Source organism: Paenibacillus aceris (assembly GCF_017874035.1).
In the GTDB taxonomy this organism is placed as follows: domain Bacteria; phylum Bacillota; class Bacilli; order Paenibacillales; family NBRC-103111; genus Paenibacillus_E; species Paenibacillus_E aceris.
The window spans coordinates 427,514-452,954 of sequence record NZ_JAGGKV010000005.1; the positions used below are offsets into that span (position 1 = coordinate 427,514).

A 25,441-nucleotide genomic window follows, 5' to 3' on the forward strand; every position below is an offset into this window, starting at 1 on the left:
TTGCCTCCCCCTTGTTTAAACGAGGGCACGGGCAAAGATTAAATTCAAAGGAGGCAACACATGATAGTTACAAAGATTAAGCCTATGCGCAGGACCATTTCCGCGATGCTGCTGTTTCCATTAACGTTCACAGGCCTAACTAGCCTTATGGGCGTTACTCCCATCGCATTAGCGGATTCGGGCTTCACCGCGCCGCAGGCCGTTGTCGATCACTTAAATCAAGATGATTGGTCTAATCTCCAGAATAGGTTGTCAGGCATCTATGGATCGATCACAACTCCTCAGCAAATCAGCTCTCTTGATAAAGGCAACTACACATCAGGACAGCTCATTGGAAATGGCGACATCGGTGCAATTGCTGCGGGCGTGTCTACGACTTCTCAACAGTTCTATTTCGGGAAAAACGACTTCTGGGGAACACTTCATGCCCAAGGCACTTCGGTCAAAGATAATCAAGGTATTTTATCCGGGGGCGGGCTTGATATTTGGCCTACGACGGCTTCGGGAAGCCAGGCGGCATCTGTTTTTAATATGAAGCAAGACATTTTAAATGCGCAAATCATCACGAATATGCAGATCAAGGACGATACAGGCAATGATGCGGCAATCCAAATGAATTCATGGACAGCGGACACCGACAATGTGTTTGTAACTGAAATCACGAACAAAGGCACTGGTGGAGTAACGCTGAACACGAAGCAATGGGTTCCCGCCATGGCTTATGCCAATTCAAGCGCGACGGATTTGACGGATGCGAATAGCACTTACCCATACACAGGCGGCATCGATTCAACGGGATCTAACGCTGTGCTTTGGACCACAAGAGATACCAACGCAGGAAGCGGCGGCAACACCAGCAACTTCAGAAGCAGAATGGCGACCGCAACGACCGTAGTTGGCGCTTCACTTACCAATTTGAAAGAAAAAACCGAAGCCAATGATTATTTCGACAGCAACAAAGGAAAATATTATAACTCCCTCGGCGAGTCAGGCGATTTTCAAGTAAATGCAGGCAATACGGTTTATTTAGTTACCTATTTCGCAAGCAGCAGCGGCGCGTACGACAGCATTAAGAGTGTATCGGGTGTTCAGGCGGATGCCAAAACCGGACTTTCCGCCTATACCTCATCAGAGGCTGTAGCTCAGCTGAAAAGCGACCATTTAAACTGGTGGAAAAATTATTGGTTGAAAAGCTATGTTCAGTTTAACGATGCTGCTCTTAATCAGTACTATTACGGTTCGCTTTACATTCTAGGCAGCTCGAACCGGCCGACAAGCCCGAACGGCAAAGTAAATCAGCAGAATCTTCCGGGCTCGATGTACGGTCCATGGATTCCCGCCGACAATGTGGGTTGGGGCGGCAGGTATTTCTTGAACTATAACCAGCAAGCCCAGTATTATGCGTCGGGTTCGGTCAACCGGATCGAGACCGCGATTCCTTACAACAGAGTGATAGCCTATGACCTGCCGTGGCAAATAAACAATGCCGCCCAACAGAATCATGATGGAGCCGTGCATGTAAGAACGTTATCTCCCTTCCATGTCATGGCCAATGAGCAGCCTTCTCTGAACGCGAAATCATCATCTAAGATGTATGGTTTCAACTCAGGCTCGACTGACCAGAAGTCGAACGGCATGTTTGCAGCCGTTCCAATGATTTTCTACTACGAATACACACTGGATGACAATTATCTGCGAACGGTGCTTTATCCATACTTGAAACAGCTGCTTACCTTTTACAGTTCCTATGTGTTGAAAACGGATGACGGCAACGGCCAATACCACTATTCCGTTATCGGCTCCTCTATCCATGAAGGCGATGCCGCTGATATTAACCCGGATTTGGACATGGGCGCTATCAAGTTTATGTCGGACTTCTTAATAAAGCATGCCGCTGAAATTGGCGAAGACCCATCCAACTTGAGCCGCTGGCAGGATCTCTTAGACCATACTTCTTTCCCGGAAGCTAATCTTCCCAAGGGCATATTCAACACGGCTAACAACAGTAACTTTGTCCCTACTCTCATCGCTACCGATTATCAGTCCCCCAATCAGGCGCATGTCGATATGATTGAACCGGGCGACCAGCCAGTTGAGCTTGAAGGTGTCGTATTCCCGTTTGAAAATGTTCAAATGCTGGACGGCGACAAAGAGCTGTTGCAAAAGGTTATCAATACCCTTACGTACATGAATGCATGGTCTGCTGGCAGTTTCGGGGGTTGGAGCAGCCAAAATAACGGCTTTCCAAAGATTTATCCGATTGCTGCAAGAGCTGGATGGCCGGCGGCAGATTTGCTTTCCAAATTTAAAACAGCAGCAAGCTCAAAACTTAGAACGAGCAACCTCAGTTATTTGCAAAGCGGTGGCGCGGTAGAAACGATTGGGGCAATGGAAGGGTTGAATTCCATGCTCTTGCAGAGCAATACCACTCCGAGTGTACCAAGTACGATATGGGCATTCCCGAACTGGGATATGTCAAAGTCTGTCAGCTATGAAAGGCTTGGCGCAATGGGGAACGTAGAAGTGTCCAGCGCCTATAATGCAGACACACAATCGGTTTCATACGTCGATCTGAACAGCAAACGCGATGGCAAAATAGCACTTGTCAACCCATGGTCAACGGGTATGCCTGTCATTCAGGTTGTAAATTCGGACCAAACATTGGGTGCTAACGTGGATTACGCCATAACTGGTGGAAAGATTGTTTTTGACGCACAGAAAGACACAAGATATATGGTTATGAATAATAACCTCATCTCTACCCCTCATGTTTCGGGTATTACATTGAGTCAGTACTCGGCGACTTTGATCTATAAGGGGACGAATGGAGCAGATACCAATACCGTCACAGCGACAACATACGGGAACCCGAGCGATACCGTTACTTGGACCTCCTCGGACAGCAGCATTGTAACCGTTACGGGCAACGGCAATACAGCGACAATCAAAGCGGTTGGCACAGGCGCAAACAAGGTTGCCAACGTAACCGTCACCGCAACGAGCGTGCAGGACGCGGGCGTAAGACAGTCCATTAAAGTGAAGGTGGCGGACGTCTCCAGCGTTCCTACAAGCCTCTCGATGGTCAGCCCAGCGACAGCAACCATCTATGGACCCGCCAGTTCGGCCTCTGATAATTCAAAAATTACTGGCACAAACAGGTTGCAGCTTACGGCTTCCGTACAGCCAAGCGATGCTTACGACAAGAGAATCATGTGGTTCTCCAGTAATCCAAACATTGCGATGGTCGATAAGAACGGTTTGGTTATCGCGAGAGGAACGGGCACAGTCACAATAACCGGTACAAGTATGGCTGACTCGAGCTTACCGCCGATTACGTGTACGGTTACAGTTACGGCTGCGGGAACGGATAACAGCGGGGATGCCGCGCTTGCTTCTGTTTTAACCGCTGCCAAATCGATTTCGGCTTACACGAGCGATACAACCTCGAGCGGCGGCTTTAAACAGATTTCAGGAAGCCCGAATTGGGAAGGTAAACAGGAAAGTTTTCAGAAAGCTTTTATCAACGCCTTGGGCGTGAAGGGGAAATATGCGGGATATTCAACAACGAATATAAGCAGGGATACTGCGTTGTTTGCGGCAATTGCTTTGAATGAGGGCATTAGAAGTATTGATCCAAGCAAGGCAATCGTAGTCAGCTTGTTAAACAAAAGCGCGCTTATAGCTGCAATCAACAGCGCTGCTCAGTTAACGGCAGCCAATTTCAGCACACAGCAGGATTGGACTAATTTGCAGTCGGCACTTACTGTTGCGCAGAACATTAATAATGATGGAAGCGCCACACAAGTGGATATAGATAATGCTACTGCCGCCTTGCAAACGGCAATGAGCAAACAAATCCAAGCGCCGGTATCGAGTGGCAGCATTCCGACTGTCAATATGACACAGGGTTCCGCTACTATATATGGCAGCAGCTTTGTTCAGCTGCAAGCTTCGGGCAGTCGGACATGGTCGGTCACCCAACCGGACGGTTCGATAACGACAACGGGATCAATCGATCCGAGTGGCATTTTGTACGCTACTAGCGAAGGTACCTATAAAGTTACCGCTCAGTCTAGTCTTGGTGTTTCGGATAGTATGCTCATTACTTTCAGTCAAATGATTCCCACGCCGAATTTAACAGTTAACAATAATGGGAAAGGCAGTGCCTTTGGCTCAACGAGTAGTGGATCTTACCCGCCGCCAAACGCTTTTGACAGCAATCCGAGTACTTTCTACGACCATAGTTCTACCACTCCGTACGTGGGATGGGATTTTGGCAAACCTGTAGCGGTTAATGTGCTTCGATTCTTGCCGCGCAGTGGAACGAATGCCGCTAGGATTTACCAAGCCAAACTCCAAGGATCGAATACATCGGCTACTAGTGGATTTGTCGATTTGTATACCATTATGGACAATCCTAGTACCGCCAATTCTTCATCCTGGTACGTAAAAGTAATCAATACGACGACGGCCTACCGGTACTACCGTTGGTTGGGCACTAGCACGTCGCATGCGAATGTGGCTGAATTCCAACTGTACAATAATTTTGATAAAACAGCCCTTGGGAATGCATTGGATACGGCCCAATCTCTCGTTGAGGAAAATTATACCGATTTAACTTGGGAAGCCTTGCAGACGGCATTAGCCGACGCGATCAGCGCGAACGCCGGTACGTTTGTCACACAAGCTGAAATTGATACGGCTGCGGCAAATCTTCAACTGGCTATTGCAGGGCTCCAGGTAGCACCGGGCAGCGCCTTGGAGGTTGCTAACGGCATTACGTCAATCCAGGCTCCTATAAAAGACGCTACGTCTTTAACATTGCCGACGGTACCTGACGGATTTACCGTAGCGATCAAGAACTCGGATCATCCGGCTGTCATCGGACTGGATGGGACCATTACGCCGTCAACTGCCGATAGTGAGGTACAGCTCGTCCTAGAGGTTACGAGAACCTCGGATGGAACGAAGGCGGATACGGCAAGCCTTCCTGTAGTCGTGCCTGCAAAAACGATTGTGACGTTACCGACGGTAACATTAACAGGTGTGGATTCGGTGAATTCCGGACAATCGTTCAATTTGATCTACGGGCTAAGCGGGATCAGCCAGAATGTTTACGCGCAGGACATCACGGTAACTTACCCGCAGGAGCAATTGGACTTTGTCTCTGTGGATTCGCTCAAAGAAGGATTTACAATACTTAGTAAAGTGGTGACACCTGGCCAGATCCATCTGATTACAGCCAACATTGGAGCGGATCATCAATCCAATGGAACTTGGTTGACCTTGAAATTCAATGCGAAATCGACACAATCGACGAGTGCTTCTGTCGGTGTATCGAATGTTGTAATCGCGGATGAAAGGGGAACAGAAACGCATCTGAATGATGCGTCACACAACGTAACCATTACTCTCGTGAACAAAATAGCGCTCAGCGCATTGCTCGCGGACGCGCAAAGCAAACATGATGCGGCAGTCGAAGGAACGGCAGCAGGCCAATATCCGGCAGGGGCGAAAGCAGAGCTGCAAGCTGTCATTGACAACGCGAATGCGGTGCTCGTGAACACTGGGGCAACGCAAGCGGAAGTCGATCAAGCCGTAAACGATTTGAGTGCGGCATTGCAAAGATTTACAAACGCTATCCTTCAACATGCTGTGACTGATACGAACGGCGACGGTAAAACCAGTATCGGTGACTTGGCCGTTGTAGCAGCCGCTTATGGCAAATCGTCTACTGATGCAGACTGGCAGCAATTCAAACAGGCAGATGTCAACGGAGATGGCGAAGTCAACATCGAGGACCTTGCAGCTGTAGCAAGAGAAATTTTGTCTAATTAACAGATTTGAATGAGGGGGCGGCTGAATGCCTCCTCCTTTTTGTAAATGATAGGAGAGCGTTCTTCCATGGTTTCGAATCTTATTTTAGACGCTCACATTAAAAATTAGCACATTTATAGTAGTATTATGTCTCACGAAAGCCGTAATATCGATGCTATGATAGGTTTAACGGTCAACAACTTATAGGTTGACTACAACTAAAAATAACGGGAGGGTTCACATGTTCAAAAAACCGTTTTTTACTGTAACTGCCCTGATGCTTGTATCATCATTGGCGTTAATGGGATGCAGTTCCAGTACGAATTCAAATTCTGCCTCTTCTGCTTCACCAGCTGTAAGCGCTTCACCTGCAGGTGATAAAACGACTCCAACACCTTCCAAACAGGATAAAGTGATGTTATCCGCATTCATGTACGTGACGAGCCCGGCTGGTCAAGACGCCTACACACAGATTGCAAGAGATTTTGAGCAGCAAAATCCAAACATTCAAGTGGACTTGCAATTCCCAGGTGATTATGAAAATGTTTTGAAAGTCAAAATGGCGGCCAATGAGCTGCCGGATGTATTCGATACTCATGGCTGGGCGCAAATTCGGTATGGCAAATATTTAACCGATTTGAAAGCTGAAAGCTGGGTACCGCAAATGACGGATACCATCAAGGACGTAGTTACCGACAAATCCGGAAAAGTCTATGTGCTTCCGATCAGTGAAGCAAAAGATGGGATCTCTTATAACGTGAATGTACTAAAAAAATATAATGTTGATGTTCCAAAAACGATTGACGAATTTTTAGCTGCTGCAGATAAAATTAAATCGCAAAGCAATGGGGATGTTACTCCATTCTATTATGCAGGGGCTGATAACTGGACTGTCGGGCAGTTTTTTGACGAATTTGCAAGCCCATTGTTAATTTCACCGAAGGAAAACTCGGCTAGCGCACTGCTGGACGGCAGTTTCGATTGGACGAAATGGACGCCGCTGCCTGCAAAATTCAAAGAAATGTTTGATAAAGGATACATGAATAAAGATGTGATAACAGCGAAATACACAGATCTGGCCAAGTTGTTTGCGACAGATAAAGTAGCCTTCTTCATGGGTGGTCCTTCCTTTGCGGATGATGCCTATAAAGTCAACAAGGATACTAAGATTGGTATTATGCCTGTACCGTCTATGGTCGCCGGTGACGAACCAAGCTTCTCCGGTGGAGAAAGGGATACCATGGGAGTTTGGAAAGATTCCAAGCACATCGATGAAGCCAAAAAATTGCTTGCTTTCTATGCTAAACCAGAAAACATGGCTAAAATCGCAAATGTTATGAAACTTCCAGCCGGTTTGAAAGGTGTAACTGCAACTCATGAATTTGCCTCATTTTATGATCAATATTCATCGATTCGCGTCTTCCCTTATTTTGACCGTGTCTACCTGCCAAGCGGTATGTGGGATGTCATGTGTAATTCCGGTTTGGATTTAATCGCCGGACATATTACACCAGCGAAATACAGTGACGTTATGAAAGAGAACGTAGCCCGTTTAAATAGAAAGTAAATTCAAGGAATGGAACTGAATCGAATATAGGGTTGTCAAACTGAATGATGAAAAATTCCCGTACCATAAGGAAGTGGTGCGGGAATTTTTAAAAACATGATTTGGGACGCCTCAACTGAACGGAGGGAAAGCAATGGAATCTATAGATACTACTTATACAAAAAAGCGTATCCCCCTGAAAAGGCGGGGAAGGTTTAGTTCACCTGTTTGGCTCAATTTTCTATACTTACCGACAATTGTGCTTCTGCTTACGTTTATTGTGTACCCGCTACTAAACGGGATTAAAATTTCTTTCACGGATTGGGATGGGTTTTCCCAAACTTGGAAATGGTTTGGCTTTGGCAATTACCGCAGGATGCTTGGGGAGCAGGATGTATGGATCGTTATTAAAAATACATTTATTTATGGGATAGGCAGCACATTTTTTCAAAATCTAATTGGGTTGATGTATGCACTATTCTTAAATTATAAGATGCGTACCGCTGGCATTGCCAAAACGATCATTTACTTGCCGGTGATTATAAGTCCGTTAATTATGGGGTATATTTGGTACTTCTTCTTCCAATATAATGGCGGAGCTATAAACGATATCATACATCTATTCCAAAAAGAAACGATTGACTTATTAGCCAATTCGAAAATCAATGTGTGGATGATCACATTTGTAAATACATATCAATTTCTCGGAATCGCGATGATCATTTTTTTGGCTGGGCTCCAAACGATTCCCAAAGATTATTATGAGGCTGCTGATATAGATGGCGCTTCTGCCTTTTCTAAGTTCAAGCAAGTAACACTACCCTTACTGTCACCAGCGATCACCATAAGTGTCGTTTTAAACTTAATTGGAGGTTTGAGACTGTACGACGTCATTATGTCATTAACGAAAGGCGGGCCCGGCTTCGCTTCGTCATCCTTGTCTTCCTATATGTATAGACAATATTTTACACGGCAGGATGCCGGGTTCGCATCATCCATTGGGATATTGATGTTTGTGCTAATTTCTATCATCAGCCTCTCTGCACTTTATTTCTTAAGAAAAAGGGAGCTGGAGCTATGAAACCGGTAAAAAAATGGATGGACATCGTAACCATACTGATTTGCATCGCTCATATACTGCCTTTTTATGTCCTACTCACGACATCTTTAAAAAAAGATTCAGATTTGAGTTCTAAGTGGAGTCCCCCCCATTACTTATATCTAGATAATTTTAAGGATGCCTGGACGCGTGCTCATCTTGGTTCTGCGTTCATTAATGATGTTGTTATTACGGGGCTCACGATTCTTGTGCTTATCCTGCTAGGTATGATTTCCTCGTATCCGTTGGCTCGTTATCGTACTCGTTGGAATCGCTTCATGTACACGGTATTTATTGCGGCTCTGATTGTTCCGCCGTTAACGATTCTAGTTCCCTTATATAAATTTTACGTTAGTCTCGGCGCATTGAACACGTATTGGGGAATGGTTCTCTTGCATGTCACTTTTTATATTCCCATTACGATTTTTCTATACACCGGGTTTATTAGCTCGATTCCCAGAGAGTTGGATGAAGCGGCCTTAATGGACGGTTCCACCCGTTTGGGCGTGATATTTAAATTAATTTTGCCGCTTTTAAAGCCGGTAACCGCTACAGTGATCATCGTAAATGGCGTAAACATTTGGAACGACTACCAATTCTCCATCTTCTTCTTGCAAAAAACGAGCGCACAAACCTTTACGGTAGCTTTGTCGGCATTCTTTGGTCAATATACGAACAATGTCGGTTGGGTCGCTGCCGGTTCGGTAATCGCCGCATTGCCGCTTGCTGTCTTATATCTTTTTTTACAGAAATATTTTATCCATGGGCTTTCGGCCGGAGCAGTTAAAGGATGATAGATAAGAGATTATTTGCTATGATGGAGTGGAGATTCCTGTGGAGGACCATCAATGAAATTTGCATATTCGTTCAGGTTCAAATTATCCATGCTCTACCTGATCACCATCATCGTTCCGACGATTGTCATTACCATTATTATGCCCTCGTATTATAAACAAATTATAATTCGCAACTCTATGAATGAAACGAACAGTACCGTAGCCTCGCTTAAATTAAATATTGAAACCTATCTAGACGAACTTGAGCAATTAACCATCATTCCTTACTTAAACGATGACATCATGAACGCTCTCAAACAGAAAGCCAGCACGAATCATGACGGCACGGATCTGTATGCATTATTAACATCAAACAGGGTATTGAGAACCACGTTAGATAACTATATGCGAATAACCCGCAATGATATTTTGGGTACGATGATTATAGCCAAGGACAACAAAATGTATATGGGTTCAAAAGTGGGCACCTCATCAGACTCGGTCGATGCCTATCCATTTTCTTCACAAGATTGGTATAAGAAAGCTTTAACAGGCAACGGAAAAGCCGTTTTTGTCAGCTCGCACCCCCAAGATTATTTAATTAAACCATTGGCAGAGAACGTCTTTTCTGTAGCTCGCATGATTAAAGATCCGGATACGGAAGCACAATTAGCTTTTATTATGGCCGATGCGGATACCAATATTCTTCAGAAAATAGTAACAAGCATTCATTTTAATGTAAAATCGAGCATTTCCATCTTGGACGATCACAATCAGGTTTTATATAGTACAGTTTCTCTGTCGTCGAAGATGTTGGACCAGGTGGCATCAGGACAGATGACCATCAAGGATGACAACGAATCGTACATCATGATTCAGCGTAAGTTAGATAAAGCGAATTGGAATATTGTCGTTTTGATATCAAATGCTGCAATTCAGTCTCAATTCCACTGGGTAAATATTATAGGGATTGTATTTGGTTTAGGGGGACTCTTTTTTACTGTTTTAGTATTTTTTTCTCTTTCCCGTTGGATCATTAAACCTTTCAAGAAAATGACCTCGCTAATGAAAGTGGTGCAAAGAGGGAGATTTAATGAACAAATGGAGATTCATGGGAAGGATGAAATTGCTCAACTTGGCATAGCGCTAAATTCTATGATTTCACATTTAAACTTATTAATTGACAGTGAGTACAGAGCGCAATTAAATTTACGTAATACAGAGCTGAGTTTGCGCAATGCCGAGTACAGATCTTTGCAAGCACAACTTCAGCCCCATTTCTTGTACAATATATTGAACGGATTCATTGGTCTGAATCGATTGGGCCAAAAGGAATTGTTAGAGCACTCGATCATTTCTCTTAGTAAGATGTTAAGATACATTCTGCTAAACACGGATCAGTCGACCATCAAAGAAGAGTTTGAGTTTCTAAAAAGCTATTGTAATCTACAAAAAATGCGTTTTGCTAAAAAAGGCTTTGAATTCGATATTCAATGCGAGCCCTGCTTAGAGAAAATGAGTATACCTAAGCTGCTCTTGCAGCCTTTAGTTGAGAATTCAATTATCCATGGGATGGAGCCGATTAACCACGCATGCTTATTAGTCGTTTCGGCCAAGGAACTTAAAGGCGATGATAAGCACTTCGTCGAAATTATGGTTAAAGATAATGGATTAGGTTTTGAGCAAGCGCTTACAGATTCTCGCCTTCATATCGGTTTAAACAACGTAAAGGAGCGTTTGCGACTTGCCTTTCCGAGTTCCAGTTTTTTCATTTGCAGTGAGGTCAATGTGGGGACTCAAGTTGTAATACGTATTCCATTGCAGGAGGTTCAAGGGTGAGAATAGTAATTGCGGATGATGAATATCTCGTTCAAGAGAGTCTTATTAGCATGATCGCGGAAATCAACGATAGCTGGAGTATAGTAGGTATCGCTTCAGATGGGAATGAGCTGGTCCATTTAATTAAGGAGCATCAACCCGATCTTGCTATCGTGGATATTCGGATGCCGTATCTTTCTGGACTTGAAGCCATCAGACTAACCCAAAATGAATGCCCCTATATGCAAAGTATCGTGTTAACTGGTTATTCCGAGTTTGCATTTGCCCAAGAAGCGATACAGTTAGGGGCATCGAATTACTTACTGAAACCGGTTGGTATGGAGGAACTTAAGAGCTCATTGGAAGTGGTCAATCAGAAACTGAAGATCCAGAATGATTTTATCAATCATAGTTTTGAATCTGCCATGATATCAATTGTGAATGGGTTGGATCCCGCGTTAATCATAGAAGAGCTCGGCGATTGTGCGGATTGGTCGTTTACAATTGCAGTTTTTTATGTAGATAGTGCATTACCGGAAAATGAGCAGGCAAACAAGCTTCGGACTTTTTATCAGCATGTAAAGCGTCGAATCAATCAAAAAAGGGATAGGAATGTCCGTTGTGCTTTTGTATTTTTACCAAATGGGGAGCTAGCTCTAATTTGCTCATTTAGAAAAGAAGCTAAATACAGGAAAGTCATTGAGCATTTGATCGAAGAATTTGAACCCATTCTACAGGGCATATCCGGGTATGAATTTTGTTTGACGATGATATCGACGGAAAATTGTTCTTTCACTGACATCAAGGAACTGATGAACGATCTGCAAACGTTTTCATTTCTGCGTATATTATATGGCGTGAATAAAAAATGGAAGCTGCAGGATTTAATAAAGAAAAGTAGCGATAATGCATTCAAGTTGTGTTATACAATTCAAAAACTGGTAGCGAGCTTTCATGAACGTTCACATGCGAATTATATGAATAAGCTTCACGAACTCAAAACGATTTTTGATACCGACGAGCTATGTAAGAATGAATGGATAAGAAATGGAATTTCTCACTACTTATTTAACACGATACAATGTCAATTGAAGACTTCGGATGATTCTATGGAGTGGATCCATAAGTTAAAGAAACATGGTCAAAGTCTGCTGAATGATATTCGGAAAGCAGAGAGACCCCAAAATATCATTGAACAAACACTGATTTTTATAGAGAATAATTTTATGCATGATATTAGCATTCTACAAATTGCTGACGAGTTACAGGTAACTCCTAACTACTTAAGCACGTTGTTTCATAAAAAAATGGGTGATACATTTATTAAATATTTAACTAGGCTTCGATTAATCAAAGCACAGGAATTGTTGGCAGACACCCAATCACAAGTTCAAATCGTCGCAGAGATGGTGGGGTATTCCAATACTCGGCACTTTACTAAATTGTTTACTGAATTCACAGGTTGCTACCCATCTGTTTATAAAAAGTCAGTTAGTAAGAAAGAGGAGCTATCGTAGGGGCCGAAACGTTAAACAGTCTGACTAAATGAACATTTAATCAGACTGTTTTTTTGTGTTATATAGGATATGTTTTTCCGAACTATTGCTATTTTTCTAAAACGATCCAGTTCGTATCAAAGATATAAAGATATCAAACAAAAACAGTAAAATATTATTAATTGATTTTGGCGCCTTATGGTATAAAAGTACTATTAAGATATGCATACCTTAATAAAAATCAAAAAGAAAGGGAGTTCGTTTTTAACAATGGCAGCGCTTTCCTTGCACGGCATTTCACAATATTCTTTCACGTTCAAAAAGGAGATGGATACATTGAAACTCAAAATTCCAATGGTTTTTAAGAGAGTATTCAAAGCGATGGCAGTCGTAATGCTATTCAGCGTATGCTATTCAACAACATTTACTAATCATGTACAGGCAGCAGTGAGTGCAAATACGATGATTCAAATGAAAGCCTCTGGACAGCCTAATCTTACAGGTTCTTACACGATTGCTGCTGCCGATCCAATCTTTAATGAGAATACAGACATTATGCCATCCGCATTAGGTGTAAATATTGGCGATATCACAGCAGATTCGATTAACCTTACATTCGGCAACACCTATAGATACACGGTGGATACAGCTGAGGGGCAAGGACTTACCTCTACGGCCATCTCCACAGTGGGGGGATTGCTTTCACAAATCGCTTCCAAAACTTCTGCTCCTCAAAGTTATGCAGTCAAGAGTGCATCAGGGACTACAAAGGTGGCGGCGGATCCGATTGCTCAAGGTGATATTTTAACGGTTAGTTCAGGACTAAGCTCTCATGATTATACGGTAAATGTTGTAAAAGGAGCGCTGAGAGGAACCATGCAGCTGGTGAACAACACGATAACGGCAAATACGCCAGCTGACGTCGTGCTGAACTTCTTTTCAGGAATGAGAAGTCCGGCAACCCAAGTCGTCCTTCATGTTCCTAAAGGAATTGAAGCCACGATGGATAACACAACAGTCAATGTTATAGGCAGAGGCGAAGTGCCGCTTTCAGGACTTGCGACACAATCGATCGGCAGAACGGGTGCGGGATACCGATTCCAGCAGGTGGGCACGGTTGCTATTGTTAACAATAGTGACGGAAGTCAAGTTATTACTTTTAATGGACTTGATCTAAGGCCGGCCAATGGTCCAGATCTTCAAATCACCTTTAAAGGTGTGACGATGGCAGCGGCAGGCAATTACGATTTTACAGCTTCCTACACGACATCGGAGCCGGAAGTATTAACAAGCCCATCGTTTGCAGTGAGCTTAAACGTCGTAAATACAATCAGCAACTTCAATAGAATATTAGAAAAGAATCTAACGTATAAGGAAACCAGTGATACGTATACAAAGGCTAGTTTTAGTTGGAGTGCTGCTAAAAATGCGACTTCCATTAAGTTGATGCAGTCCACAGACAAAGGAGCGACATGGGCAGATAGTTCTGCTGCAATAGACATTCAAGGAACAAGGGTGGATGTAGCCAACCTTACGCCTAATACGGAGTATAACTTTAAGCTAGTCACGACGGGCGGAGAGAACGCTGGAGACTCGAATATCGCCAAATTTTATACAGGTAAATACAATGCCAAGCTATCTGGCGCAAAAGGTAATGGCACAGCGGATGACACCCAATCGATAAACGATGCCATATCGTATCTGAATTCTTTGGGCGGCGGTACGCTGCTGTTTGAAAATGGCACGTTCAATGTGAGAACCGTTTATCTGCAAAGTAATGTGTATCTATATGTCAATAGTGATGCAACAATCTCTGCTTTAAAAGGCGGCGATGCGCCGGAGACAACGTACTTCTCGGATTTAGGATATCGCTCGGGTACATCCGCAACATCGACGGGCCCTTACAAAGATCCTGAGAATTACATGACCAAGCAAGACGTAGGTCATCACTACTTTAGAAACACGATGTTTTTTGGTGAAAGATTAGATAATATCAAGATCATCGGCAATGGTAGAATTACAGGGAATAATAACCTAACGACCAGCGATGGGGTCATGAACAATGCACCAGACAGCCGTTCTGACAAGATGGTTACCGTAAAGCTGTGTACCAATTTCGAATTTGGCGGTTTGGATAACGGGCTTGACCTGTGGTACCAGGAGACGAACTCGCCTGCCACAGACCAACCCTATTATATTCAAAGCATTGACCCGGACGGCAACAATGAAGTCAAGAATACGGACATTAGCAATATGCTCAGAGTGGATAAAGCAGGACATTTTGCTTTGCTTGCAACCGGGACTGATCATATCAACACGCATGACTTTTATTATGGCAAAGATGCTAGCGGCAGCGCCAGAGACGTATTTGACTATATGGAGAGCAGCTATGTTACAGCCAAAAATATTTATGTCAGAGGTTCTTCCGATGATATTGTCAAGCCGGGCAGTGATACTGCGTTAGGCTTTACAAGACCTGCAACTGATTACTATGTTCGTAATATTATCGGTGACACGAATTGTAATTTATTCCAAATTGGCAGTGAAACAGCAGATGACATCAAAAATGCTTATGTGGATAATATTTATGTGCTGGCAGGAAATAAAGCGGGCTTCTCAATCTCAACAAATGATGGCGCTCATGTTGAAAATGTGTATTTGAATTATGGCAAGACAGGTACGGTGCATCATAAGGCACAAATGAGACGTACGCGGGCGCCTTTCTTTATCTCTATTTCAAATAGGGGACGTACAATCGGCGGCAGTGCCACTCGCATGCAATGGGTGGAAAATGGCAAAACGAGAGATGAGCTTTTAAGCACGAATGTAAATATCGGAATGGTCAAAAATATTTACATTAAGGATGTTAATATCGAACAGGTATATCAAGGAAGTTCATACAGCAACCCGAACAATAGATGGCAGGCATATAATGGAGATCCTACAACTAAGGCAGCGCCAATCATCGCCGGTTATAAGGTGGGAGACGGTGGACCTGTTCTTCCGGACGGACGCAATATTGGCTACATTGAGAATCTAAACTTTGAAAATGTGGATGTTTTAGTGAAAGGTGGAAACAGCTTTGCGGATACACTCATAAGTCCTCCAGAAATGGGTGTAGGGAAGTACAATATTTCAGACATTGGGGAACAACCATCCTATGGATTCTGGGCAAAACATGTGATCGGTTTGTCGTTCAAAAATGTCACAACCAATTTTGAGAAAAATGATGATCGTTTTGCGATCGTGCTCGATGATGTGAAAAATGCCACGATGGATGGCATGACAATGGTCAAAGGGACTGGCAACCCGAATATCTTACAGCTCAGAAATGCAAGCAATATTACCGTTAAGAATTCTTCCTACTATATGAATTCATGGGGCAACCAGCTTACGGCTCTTGCGGACATGGATAAAGTAAGCGTGACAGGCAACCAGGCCTATCCGAACATAATCATTGTGGATTTGACCAACACGGCGATCCAGCTGAAAGTGGCCGGACACGCAAATTTAACAGCGCTGGATACAGCATCCGCAACGGTTACCGCACTCTTGGGTTCGACTGTAAGCAACTTGGTTGGTCAAGTGGAATCAACGAATGGCACAACACAGACCTATGCCGTGTTGGACTCAAGTAATCATGCGAAGACATCGGGTCAACTGGTCTCCGGAGATGTGTTAGTCGTCACTTCCGAGGATGGAACGGTAACGAAAAACTATCAAATTTTAGTGCCGAACGTGATCACAGTCGAGGGAGAGTCGCAACAAGCTACCGCTGCCAAAAGCAATGGTGTAACGCTCTCGACCTCATCAACGAATGGAACTAGCTACCTGCAGACAAGTGCGTTAGCTATTGGTGGTTATGTCGAATTAACTGTCAATGTTCCTGTAGCGGGTACGTATGATCTGAGCTACCAGTATAAGACTAATACTACGGGCAGAGGGACTGCTCAAATTTCTCTTGATGGAACGAATATAGGTACTCCAACTAACCAGATCGGAGCTATAGCCAATGTATTTGTTCCGGTTGATCTTGGAAATGTCATGCTTACGGCAGGAAATCACGCAGTGCGGTTCACGGCAACTGCTCCGGGCAGCCTCGTTATCGACTATGTGAGATTGACTGGCTTGGATAGCACGCCAAGTCTGCCAACAGCGGCGGATATTGCCGCAGGAATTACAAGCATTGAGGCACCTGCGAAGGATGCAACGAGATTAACGCTGCCAGCTGTACCGAATGGATATAGCATCGTAGTGAAGAGCACTGATCATGCTGCAGTCATCCAAACCGATGGAACCATTATTCCGCCAAGCGTGCAGACCACGGTTAACCTTGTCTTGGAAGTGACCCGGACATCGGACAACACCAAGGCGGTTACTGGCAGCCTTCCAGTCATCGTTCCAGCAAAATCCACTGTTGCTGCTCCAGCTTCGATCCTAACGGGAACGAGTGTCGTTCATTCGGGCCAATCGTTTGATCTGACCTACGGATTAAGCAATCTGAATGCAAGCATCAACGGAGGCGTATATGCCGAAGAATTGAGCGTCGATTATGACCCGGCTCAATTACAGCTAGGCTCAGTAACTTCGTTGCTCGATGGTATTTTTGTGAGTCAGACGGGAACGCCGGGGCATATTCGCATCGTCTCTGCGAGTCAAGGCGCCGCCCATGTTATCACGGACAGCAACAGCGCAGCAATCTTGAAGCTGAGCTTCCAAGTAAATCCTGCAGCGCAATCTGCGAGCAGCATCGTCACGTTGTCGGGCGTGGTCATCTCTGATGGCAACGGCGTAGAAACGCAAGTGCAAGGCGCGTCCCTAAGCGTACAAATTACGGCCGTAGATAAATCGGCGCTGAATACGCTGATATCAACCGCACAAGCGAAGTACGACGCTGCTGAGGAAGGAAGCAACGCTGGACAATATCCAGCCGGATCGAAAGCAGCTCTACAAGCGGCAATCGCTAAGGCACAAACCGTAGCCGGCAATGCCGAAGCCACAACGGATCAAGTTGACCAAGCGTATGCCGATTTGAACGCATCGCTGCAGGCTTTCCTTGCGTCGATCCATGTTGCCATACCAGGAGATCTGACCGGTGATGGCAGATACAGTATCGGCGATCTGGCTATTGTGGCTAGTCACTATGGCGAAAATCGGAGCAGTTCGAACTGGCTAGCAAGCGCGGATCTCAATAACGATGGTGTGATTGATATTACCGATCTTGCGGCTGTGGCGCAAAAAATTACTTTACAGCAGTAGTTGTCTATAGCTTTTCTCAGTAATGAGACAGCCCTGAACGTCGATCACGTTCAGGGCTGTCTTTTCGTACGAAATTGATTATTTTGTGAAAAATATGGTAACTAAAACTTTGAGATTTTCAAGTAATGTACTATGATAAACTTGATTCAAGCGATGGTATGGGACAGTGCCCCTTACTCTTACACAATTTAGATAACAGATTACCTAAGGAGTGGTAGAAATGGCGCGGGTATTATTTATTAATGGTGGATCTGAGGGACATATCAATCCAACTCTTGGAGTTGTGGAAGAGCTTATTTCGCGTGGAGAAGAGGTCGTTTACTTTTCTATAGAAGCTTTTAGGGAGCGTATTGAGAAGACGGGAGCTTCCGTACGAACATTTGACGATCAAAAATTTATAAAAGCCTTTATCTCAGGTGGAAGAGACTATTTACTCGAAAGAATCAACGGTCTTTTACTTACGGCAGATATCGTCATACCAAGCGTTCTTGAACAGATCAAGGATGAGCATTTTGATTACATCATCCACGATTCCATGTTTGGTTGTGGACGTTTACTTGCTCAAATTCTTAAGCTTCCTGCAATCAACTCATGTACTTCTTTTGCGCAGTCAAAAGGTTCATTCGATAAAATGTTGGAACAATTATCCTTGAAAATCCCTGCCGATATAGTTAAACCAATAAACGATAAATTCCAAAGCCTGACGGAAATGGTGAAGGAAAAATATGATGTGGAGATCCAAACTCCGTACGAAGTGTTTTGTAATCCTGCACCACTTACAATCGTTTATACAACAAGGGAATTTCAACCTTATGGAGAATCATTCGATCAAACTTATAAATTTGTAGGTCCTTCTATCTCTTCACGATTAACTCAGGAAAATGTAGACTTTGCTGCAATCGAGGGGCAAAACCTGATTTATATTTCGCTTGGCACAGTCTTTAACCAAGCAATTGATTTCTATAAGCTTTGTTATGATGCATTTGGGAACACTGATCATACGATTGTTATGTCTATCGGGAATAGAACCCAAATTTCAGACTTAGGGGAAACTCCTAAAAACTTCATCGTAAAAAATTATGTTTCACAAACTGATGTACTGCAACACACTAAATTATTTATTACGCATGGTGGAATGAATAGTACCAATGAAGCTCTCTATTACGGGGTTCCGCTAATTGTAATCCCACAAAGCGCGGATCAACCGATTATCGCTGCGCAAGTCGCCAATATCGGAGCAGGCATTACACTGCAAATGCAAAGCTTGACTGCGGATCAACTGCGTGAATCCGTAGATCATGTGTTAAGCCGCACATCTTTCGAGAAAACTGTTGCGACTCTTAGTGAATCCTTCCGAAAATCAGGTGGGTATCAAAAAGCTGTTGATGCGATTTTCGAATTTACTAATAGAGGCTAACGGCAGTTAGGGGCGGAGACTAATTGAAAAAAATCTTTATTAATGCACTTGGAGGAGCAGTTGCCTTCGGATTGTTTTGGAGTTTTGGTAATATGATATTTGACAATAACCTAGCCAATGACTCAGGCATTTATGGAGGCATATGCTTCTTTGTAGTTGGCATGTTGATTGCTCTTATTCGTCGAGGAAATAGAACAAACGAATAAGAAGGAACATTAGTAATAAACCAGAAGGGCTGCCGCGTGGCAGCCCTTTGATTTACTTATTTGAACCCAATGAACTTGGACTAACTGTTAAGACGGGTTTTGAACACTTAGGATAGTATTGTATACTGCAAATTAAGGAGCAACGTATGGAGGAAGAAGATCAATTCCTAGGCTATATAGGTGATTATAGGGTTCATGATAGCAAAATTGAGCGCATTCTTTGGGAGAACACGAATCTTATTGTAGCTTTAAGAAGCTATGAGGGAGAGGTGGTAGATGTTAAATTTTATGGGGTTCGAACTATAAATTCTAACAGACCAATAGTGGAGTTTAGTGTTTAAATATCTTCAGTTTCTTATAAAATCTCTTGCACCTTACGTAACGTAACGTTTTATACTAAAGACACCGGTAACAGCTAGCGCCAAAGAAAGGAGTGGATTATGCCACAAGATTGGAAAGTGGGGGATCTTGCCAAAATGACCGGACTTACTGTTCGTACTTTGCGGTTTTACGATCAGATTGGCTTGTTTTCACCTTCAGGACATTCCAAAACCGGTCATCGGTTATATAACGAAGAAGATATCAGACGGCTGCAACAAATCTTGTCTCTTAAGGAGTTGGGCTTATCGCTTGAAGAAATTCAGGCGGTACTGAAAGGCCAGATGTACAGCCCCTCCGACATCGTGGCTATTCAAATTGAACGGATCCGGAAAAATATAAAAACTGGGCAGAAGCTTCTGGCCGAACTCGAACGCGTGAACGAACGAATGAAACATCAGGAGGCGCCTTCCATTGATGCATTTATTTCAGTTCTAGAAACGATGAAGATGAGCCACGAAAAGTATATCATTGAACATCGGTTGAATTGGGAACGCAGTTTCGATCAGCTTGGCGATTTTCTAAATGATAATCTAACATAATTTCTCTAGAGGAGGATTTACTTATGAACCAACGATTTACGACTCACTCGACATTCAAAATTGAGCGCATTTACCGCACCTCTCAGGAACGGTTGTTTGCAGCATGGTCGGACCGGAGCGCCAAAGCACGCTGGTTCCAGCCTGCCGAGGTATTCGACTTCCGTGTCGGTGGACGGGAATTGAGCAGTGGTGGACCCCGGGAGGTCCTGTGTATACATTTGAGGCCTATTATCAGGAAATTGTGCCCAATGAACGTCTGGTATACACGTATAGTTTGGACCAAGGAGAAGCGCGGATGTCGGTTTCCATCGCGACCATTGAATTGCAGCCGACCAGCGAGGGCACCAAACTGATATTTACAGAACAGGGTACGTTTTTTGACGGCCATGATACGCCGGAACAACGTGAGCAAGGAACTAAGGAAATGCTGGACCTTCTCGGAAAATCCCTTGGCGAGAGCAGCGCAGACAACTTCGAAATCGTATCTCGCCGCAAATTGAATGCCCCTCGAGATTTGGTGTACCGTGCTTGGACAGAGCCGGAACTCCTAGCCCAGTGGTGGGGACCTAATGGTTTCACGAATACTTTCCATACTTTTGATTTAAGACCCGGAGGCATCTGGGAATTTACAATGCACGGCCCTAACGGAGCCGACTATCCGAATCGAAACGTTTTTCATGAAATTGGGCCCGAATGTATCGTGCTGAGGCACGAAACTAGACCTAACTTTATTCTGACTGCTACATTCGAGGACGCTGACGGTGGAACTGAGATCACTTTCCGGCAGACTTTCGAAACAGAGGATGATTACACCAAGCTCAAACCGATTTGCGAAGAAGCGAATGAACAAAATTTAGATAGGCTCGGATCGGTCTTGAAGAGGATTTCACAATAGTTGGAGAACCCCTTACACATCTAAATAAGAATGTTTGCTTCATAATGACAGACGAATAAAGCAGGTCGCGCGGCGGCCTGCTTTATTTATTAAAGTAACGGAGAGTATACTGCAGTTAGGGAGATAACGGTAAGATTTGGAACTAATCATTACGAATAATTAGGTAAACGATCAGCCCTATGAGTGGGAAAAATAACATGGCTAACAGGATGATTATTGCAAATTCCGCGCTTTTACCTCTCCTTATGCAATCTCGATATGCCCATACGCATAAAACAATGTGTACCAAAAATAACGCGAAAGATATGAAAAGAAAGAATAAAATAATACCGGAGCTAAAAGCAAAACCAACGTTACTTTGCAAGTTTGACACCCCTTTTTCGAATTATTAATAATGATTAAATTGTACGAAATCACAGTAAAGGAGGCACATAGGTGTGAAGTCTCACATTTCTAACCGTATAAAAATCCCGCCAGGATTGTGGACAGGAATACGTCAATTAGGAATTGCAGTTCACGACGTAGCTCGCAAAGCACAACTGCCGCTCACCATAATTACGGAACCAGAAGTCACCACCGCCCAATATTTCGCGATCTGGCAGGCTTATTCCGATCTGATTGGTGACACGGCCACAGGAATCATCAAGCTTGCGACTGTCTATGAAACAGCGAAGTACCCACCGGCCGTCTTAGCGACTTACCACGCTCGTGACTACCGCGACGCTCTAAATCGAATGGCACGGTACAAACAACTGTGCCCTCCTGAAAGCTTACGTATCAGCGAGGAGGGGGTGCACTGTACAATCGAACTGGAATGGCTGGATAATGAACAGCCCGTTCCGCCGATGCTGGTTGGGATCACGCTGGCATTTCTACTGGAGCTTGGGCGCCGTGGCACAGGTCAACCTTTGACAGCGTGCTTCGTCGAGTTTTCGCATTCAATGGGAGATGTACAGGTTCTTGAAGCTTACTTCGGCTGCCGTGTCCGCACTGGAGCAAAATATAACCGATTGACGCTGCATCGAAGAGATCTGAACCGCACATTTGTCTCCTATAACGAAGAATTGCTGGAGATCCTGACTCCCGTTATGGACCAATCGTTGGACGAACAGCAGCGAAACCGCTCGATGACCGAGACGGTCAAATGGATCTTGAAACGCAGCCTTGCAGGAGGGCGTCCCGACATTCATGCTATCGCGAAGGAGTTGGGAATGAGTGAACGTACCTTGCAGCGCCGGCTTACGGACGAAAACACGAGCTTCAAGCATCTGCTGACACAAGCTAGACATGAGCTGGCACGAGAGTACTTGGCAGACCCCTCGCTTGAAATTCAAGAAGTGGCTTTCTTGCTTGGATATGAAGATCAGAATTCGTTCTATCGCGCCTTCCGCCTTTGGGAAGGTGATACGCCTTCAAGTTGGCGTACGAACATCTAGGCACATGCTTGATATGAGTATTACGGTTAGGAAGCAAGAACGGAGTTTTATTTTGGCGTATTATGCAAGAACTTTGGCGCAATATGCTAGTTACTGTACGATCCAGACAAGGTAATATGATCTCTATCCGGAGCACAAGACTGTTTCAAAAAAGGAGAAATGTTATGGATATGGGATTAAACAATAAAAAGGCTTTAGTTACAGGGTCAACGAAAGGAATAGGTAAAGCAATTGCCATTGAACTTGCCAAAGAAGGTGTTCATGTCCTAATTAATGGACGAGATTATGAAGAAGTAGAACGAACTGTAAATGAAATTAAGTCAGACTTCCCGGCTACCTTTCCTCAAAATGCTACAGCTGATCTAGTGGATATTGGGCAAAGAGAAGCTTTATTTGAAAAATACCCCACGATTGATATTTTAGTTAACAATATGGGTATTTATGAAATTATGCAATATGAAGACGTTGACGATGAAGTGTGGGAAAAATATTTCCGTACGAATGTTCTTGCTGCAAATGGATTATCTAGATTTTATTTACCAAAAATGTTGGAAAATGATTTTGGCCGCATTATCTTTATTGCGAGTGAAGAAGCAGTTATGCCTTCAGGACTAATGCCGCAGTATTGTATGACAAAATCAATGCTATTATCCTTGTCAAAAAGCTTATCTAAATTAACGATAGGCACAGAAGTTACCGTCAATACGATTATGCCAGGACCAACACTCTCTGAAAAGGTGCAACAAATAATTGAGGGTATGTACCCTAATACAGAAATGACTTTTGCGGAAAAAGAGAAAGAATTTATGATTACAAACCTCCCTCAATCTGAAATACAGCGGTTTATCAAGCCTTATGAAATAGGCAGACTAACTACATTTGTGTGTAGTCCATATGCTTCCGCTTTTAAAGGTTCTCCAATCCGAATGGATGGGGGAATGGTGCCTACTATTTTTTAATCGTGTGTCTCAGTACGTCCTGGTCGTGCATTTGTTGATTTCTCTTTTGAAATATTTGATTATCTTGGTGTGTATCAAGATCAGTATGAGGAAAGAGAACAATTATTTAAAGATATCATGGACAGATGAAAGGGAATGAACAACGGCATAAACGATAAAGAGGAGCTGCATGGAGGCAGCTCCTTGTATTGTTTCATTCAAGTAAGTGAACTTACATGCATTCTATTCAAAATTTTGAGTACATCAAAATCCTTCTATACATGGTTTTGTCTTTAAGCATGTTAAAAATACTCATATCTGGCCCCGTATTAATCTCTAGAATCCATGGCTTCATATTGGAGTCAATGGCAATATCAACTCCAAAAGCTTTTTTGCTTTTATAACTTTCTCCCAGAATAATACTCGCTTCTCTCCCTAAAGATTCAATCTTCTTTATAAAGTTTGTCCTTTCCACTCCGCTGAGATGTGATTTGAGTAAAGTGTCTATTGGAAGTGGTGTGCCTCCACTGTGGAAATTAGTTACTATCTTTCCCGGTTTAGCCAACCGGCCAACAATACCTGTCGTTTCAAGTTGTCCACTTCTGTTCTTTTGCACCATAACTCTAATATCAAATGAGCGACCGTCATGTTTTAACAGATGAATACCTTGTTGAACAACATATTTGTGTTTATATATGAATTTGTGGAGAGAATTGTATAAAGCATCCAATGTATGATAATTTCTTGAGGACGTTCCACCTCTTAAAACGAACCCATTTACCGTTTTTGCTATCTTAAATATGCCACGACCTCCGGTGCCCTCATCTGGTTTTAAGTAAAGGGAGTCATACTTCTGCATCATATTAAGAATGTTAGATTTTGTTGCTGCTTCCGTGTCAGGCAGTAATGTGTTTATCTGGCTATATTTTTTCATGAAATAATGTTTTCCTAATTTACCCATTTTGTATTTCACTTTTTTCACTCTAACTACCTCCTGCATATTCACTTAGAGGTAGTATATGCGAATGATTTTAATGCGGTACAGGCTTTAGACGACTTTAGGACTGCCGTACAAGTTGGTCTTCTCAACCGTGCGGCAGTCCTTTTATTGTAGCTCGCAGCCAGCCTAGAGCTTCTTCATGACCTCGAAAATGCGCAAATCGTTAATCGTTTGGATAACCATCGCCGAATCGGGCATTTGGAATTTTTTTAGAATAGAATTGATTTGTTTCTTAATCGTTTCATACTCAACGCAGCGCTCTTCGGCAATTTGCTTCCGCTTCTTGCCTTCGCACAATAGACGGAGCACCTGCAATTCGCTTGGCGTAAGCTCCGAAATGATATGAATAATCGTCAGCAGGCTGTTTTCCGCTCGCTTCACGCGTGCAAATTCTTCGCGAATTTTCTCAGCGATCATCGGGCGGATGGGGGAGGCGTTCATGTAGGCAGCGCGCACGGCTTCCATGACTTCAACGTCAGTCGCTGTTTTTAACAAATAGTCGGTGATGCCCGTTTGAAAGGCGGCAAAGATGAAATTCTCATCCTTGTGAACGGTGAGCACGATGATTTTCATCTGTGGATACTTCTCGTTAATCAGTTTCGCCGCTTGAATACCGGCAAATTGGGATTCCATTTCGATATCCATGAGAATCACATCCGGCTGATGCAGCGCTGTTTGAATAACCGCATCGTGCCCCGAGGAAGCGCGTGCCACACAGGCAAAATCATCATGTCCGGCGAATGTCCTTTCCAGCCTTCTAAGGTGGGCTTCCATGTCATCGGCGATGAGAATACGGATAGGTTGTTGTGTCATTGTGC

15 protein-coding genes and 1 pseudogene are annotated in these 25,441 nt (G+C 43.7%); 13 read left to right on the forward strand and 3 right to left on the reverse strand.

Going from position 1 to position 25,441, the window contains the following annotated elements:
* Positions 1-60: 60 nt before the first annotated feature.
* The 11 genes from J2Z65_RS12640 to J2Z65_RS35260 all read left to right on the forward strand — a co-directional run bounded on the left by J2Z65_RS12640 (position 61) and on the right by J2Z65_RS35260 (position 21,249).
* Positions 61-5,838 carry an Ig-like domain-containing protein gene (locus J2Z65_RS12640; protein WP_209855875.1) on the forward strand — a complete coding sequence of 1,926 codons (5,778 nt, stop codon included), beginning with the start codon at positions 61-63 and terminating at the stop codon, positions 5,836-5,838.
* 220 nt (positions 5,839-6,058) lie between these two features.
* Positions 6,059-7,384 carry an ABC transporter substrate-binding protein gene (locus tag J2Z65_RS12645; protein WP_167058700.1) on the forward strand — a complete coding sequence of 442 codons (1,326 nt, stop codon included), beginning with the start codon at positions 6,059-6,061 and terminating at the stop codon, positions 7,382-7,384.
* Between the two features lie 133 nt (positions 7,385-7,517).
* A complete protein-coding gene (locus tag J2Z65_RS12650; RefSeq protein WP_167058697.1) occupies positions 7,518-8,444 on the forward strand; it encodes a carbohydrate ABC transporter permease in 927 nt (308 codons plus the stop codon).
* Positions 8,441-9,256, forward strand: a complete 816-nt coding sequence (locus tag J2Z65_RS12655; RefSeq protein ID WP_167058695.1) for a carbohydrate ABC transporter permease — start codon at positions 8,441-8,443, stop codon at positions 9,254-9,256. Before J2Z65_RS12650 ends, J2Z65_RS12655 begins: the two co-directional genes overlap by 4 nt.
* Before the next feature lie 54 nt (positions 9,257-9,310).
* A complete protein-coding gene (locus J2Z65_RS12660) occupies positions 9,311-11,077 on the forward strand; it encodes a cache domain-containing sensor histidine kinase (protein ID WP_167058692.1) in 1,767 nt (588 codons plus the stop codon).
* On the forward strand, positions 11,074-12,573 hold the full coding sequence (locus tag J2Z65_RS35875; RefSeq protein WP_167058689.1) for a response regulator: 1,500 nt from the start codon (positions 11,074-11,076) through the stop codon (positions 12,571-12,573). Before J2Z65_RS12660 ends, J2Z65_RS35875 begins: the two co-directional genes overlap by 4 nt.
* A 315-nt stretch (positions 12,574-12,888) precedes the next feature.
* Positions 12,889-17,811: a dockerin type I domain-containing protein gene (locus J2Z65_RS35250; protein ID WP_244999148.1), complete on the forward strand. Its 4,923-nt coding sequence runs from the start codon at positions 12,889-12,891 to the stop codon at positions 17,809-17,811.
* Positions 17,812-18,031: 220 nt separating this feature from the next.
* Positions 18,032-19,228, forward strand: a complete 1,197-nt coding sequence (locus tag J2Z65_RS12675; RefSeq protein ID WP_167058686.1) for a macrolide family glycosyltransferase — start codon at positions 18,032-18,034, stop codon at positions 19,226-19,228.
* Positions 19,229-19,251: 23 nt separating this feature from the next.
* On the forward strand, positions 19,252-19,434 hold the full coding sequence (locus J2Z65_RS12680) for a hypothetical protein (RefSeq protein WP_167058683.1): 183 nt from the start codon (positions 19,252-19,254) through the stop codon (positions 19,432-19,434).
* Between the two features lie 440 nt (positions 19,435-19,874).
* The gene (locus tag J2Z65_RS12685) at positions 19,875-20,354 is read left to right on the forward strand and encodes a MerR family transcriptional regulator (protein WP_167058680.1); all 480 of its coding nucleotides are present in this window, start codon (positions 19,875-19,877) and stop codon (positions 20,352-20,354) included.
* Between the two features lie 208 nt (positions 20,355-20,562).
* A complete protein-coding gene (locus J2Z65_RS35260) occupies positions 20,563-21,249 on the forward strand; it encodes an SRPBCC family protein (protein ID WP_338111685.1) in 687 nt (228 codons plus the stop codon).
* 142 nt (positions 21,250-21,391) lie between these two features.
* Here J2Z65_RS35260 and J2Z65_RS12695 read toward each other — a convergent pair whose 3' ends face one another.
* Complete coding sequence (locus J2Z65_RS12695) at positions 21,392-21,622, reverse strand: PLDc N-terminal domain-containing protein (protein WP_338111684.1); 231 nt, start codon at positions 21,620-21,622, stop codon at positions 21,392-21,394.
* Positions 21,623-21,686: 64 nt separating this feature from the next.
* On the opposite strand from J2Z65_RS12695, the pseudogene J2Z65_RS12700 reads away from it, so the two are divergent.
* Both J2Z65_RS12700 and J2Z65_RS12705 read left to right on the forward strand, forming a co-directional pair.
* Positions 21,687-22,702, forward strand: a pseudogene (locus tag J2Z65_RS12700) (AraC family transcriptional regulator).
* 147 nt (positions 22,703-22,849) lie between these two features.
* Positions 22,850-23,644 (forward strand): SDR family NAD(P)-dependent oxidoreductase, encoded by a 795-nt coding sequence (locus J2Z65_RS12705; RefSeq protein ID WP_167058672.1) that lies wholly within the window; start codon positions 22,850-22,852, stop codon positions 23,642-23,644.
* Positions 23,645-23,870: 226 nt separating this feature from the next.
* On the opposite strand, the gene J2Z65_RS12710 is transcribed toward J2Z65_RS12705, so the two are convergent.
* A complete protein-coding gene (locus J2Z65_RS12710) occupies positions 23,871-24,605 on the reverse strand; it encodes a YheC/YheD family protein (protein WP_338111683.1) in 735 nt (244 codons plus the stop codon).
* Positions 24,606-24,749: 144 nt separating this feature from the next.
* Positions 24,750-25,436 carry a response regulator transcription factor gene (locus tag J2Z65_RS12715; protein ID WP_167058669.1) on the reverse strand — a complete coding sequence of 229 codons (687 nt, stop codon included), beginning with the start codon at positions 25,434-25,436 and terminating at the stop codon, positions 24,750-24,752.
* Positions 25,437-25,441: the final 5 nt, after the last annotated feature.

Bases quoted from the DNA above. Each gene is read 5' to 3' on its own strand.
- J2Z65_RS12675 (WP_167058686.1), top strand. From the start codon at position 18,032: ATGGCGCGGGTATTATTTATTAATGGTGGATCTGAGGGACATATCAAT.
- J2Z65_RS12715 (WP_167058669.1), bottom strand. From the start codon at position 25,436: ATGACACAACAACCTATCCGTATTCTCATCGCCGATGACATGGAAGCC.
- J2Z65_RS12640 (WP_209855875.1), top strand. From the start codon at position 61: ATGATAGTTACAAAGATTAAGCCTATGCGCAGGACCATTTCCGCGATG.
- J2Z65_RS12650 (WP_167058697.1), top strand. From the start codon at position 7,518: ATGGAATCTATAGATACTACTTATACAAAAAAGCGTATCCCCCTGAAA.
- J2Z65_RS12660 (WP_167058692.1), top strand. From the start codon at position 9,311: ATGAAATTTGCATATTCGTTCAGGTTCAAATTATCCATGCTCTACCTG.
- J2Z65_RS12655 (WP_167058695.1), top strand. From the start codon at position 8,441: ATGAAACCGGTAAAAAAATGGATGGACATCGTAACCATACTGATTTGC.
- J2Z65_RS12705 (WP_167058672.1), top strand. From the start codon at position 22,850: ATGGATATGGGATTAAACAATAAAAAGGCTTTAGTTACAGGGTCAACG.
- J2Z65_RS12645 (WP_167058700.1), top strand. From the start codon at position 6,059: ATGTTCAAAAAACCGTTTTTTACTGTAACTGCCCTGATGCTTGTATCA.
- J2Z65_RS12685 (WP_167058680.1), top strand. From the start codon at position 19,875: ATGCCACAAGATTGGAAAGTGGGGGATCTTGCCAAAATGACCGGACTT.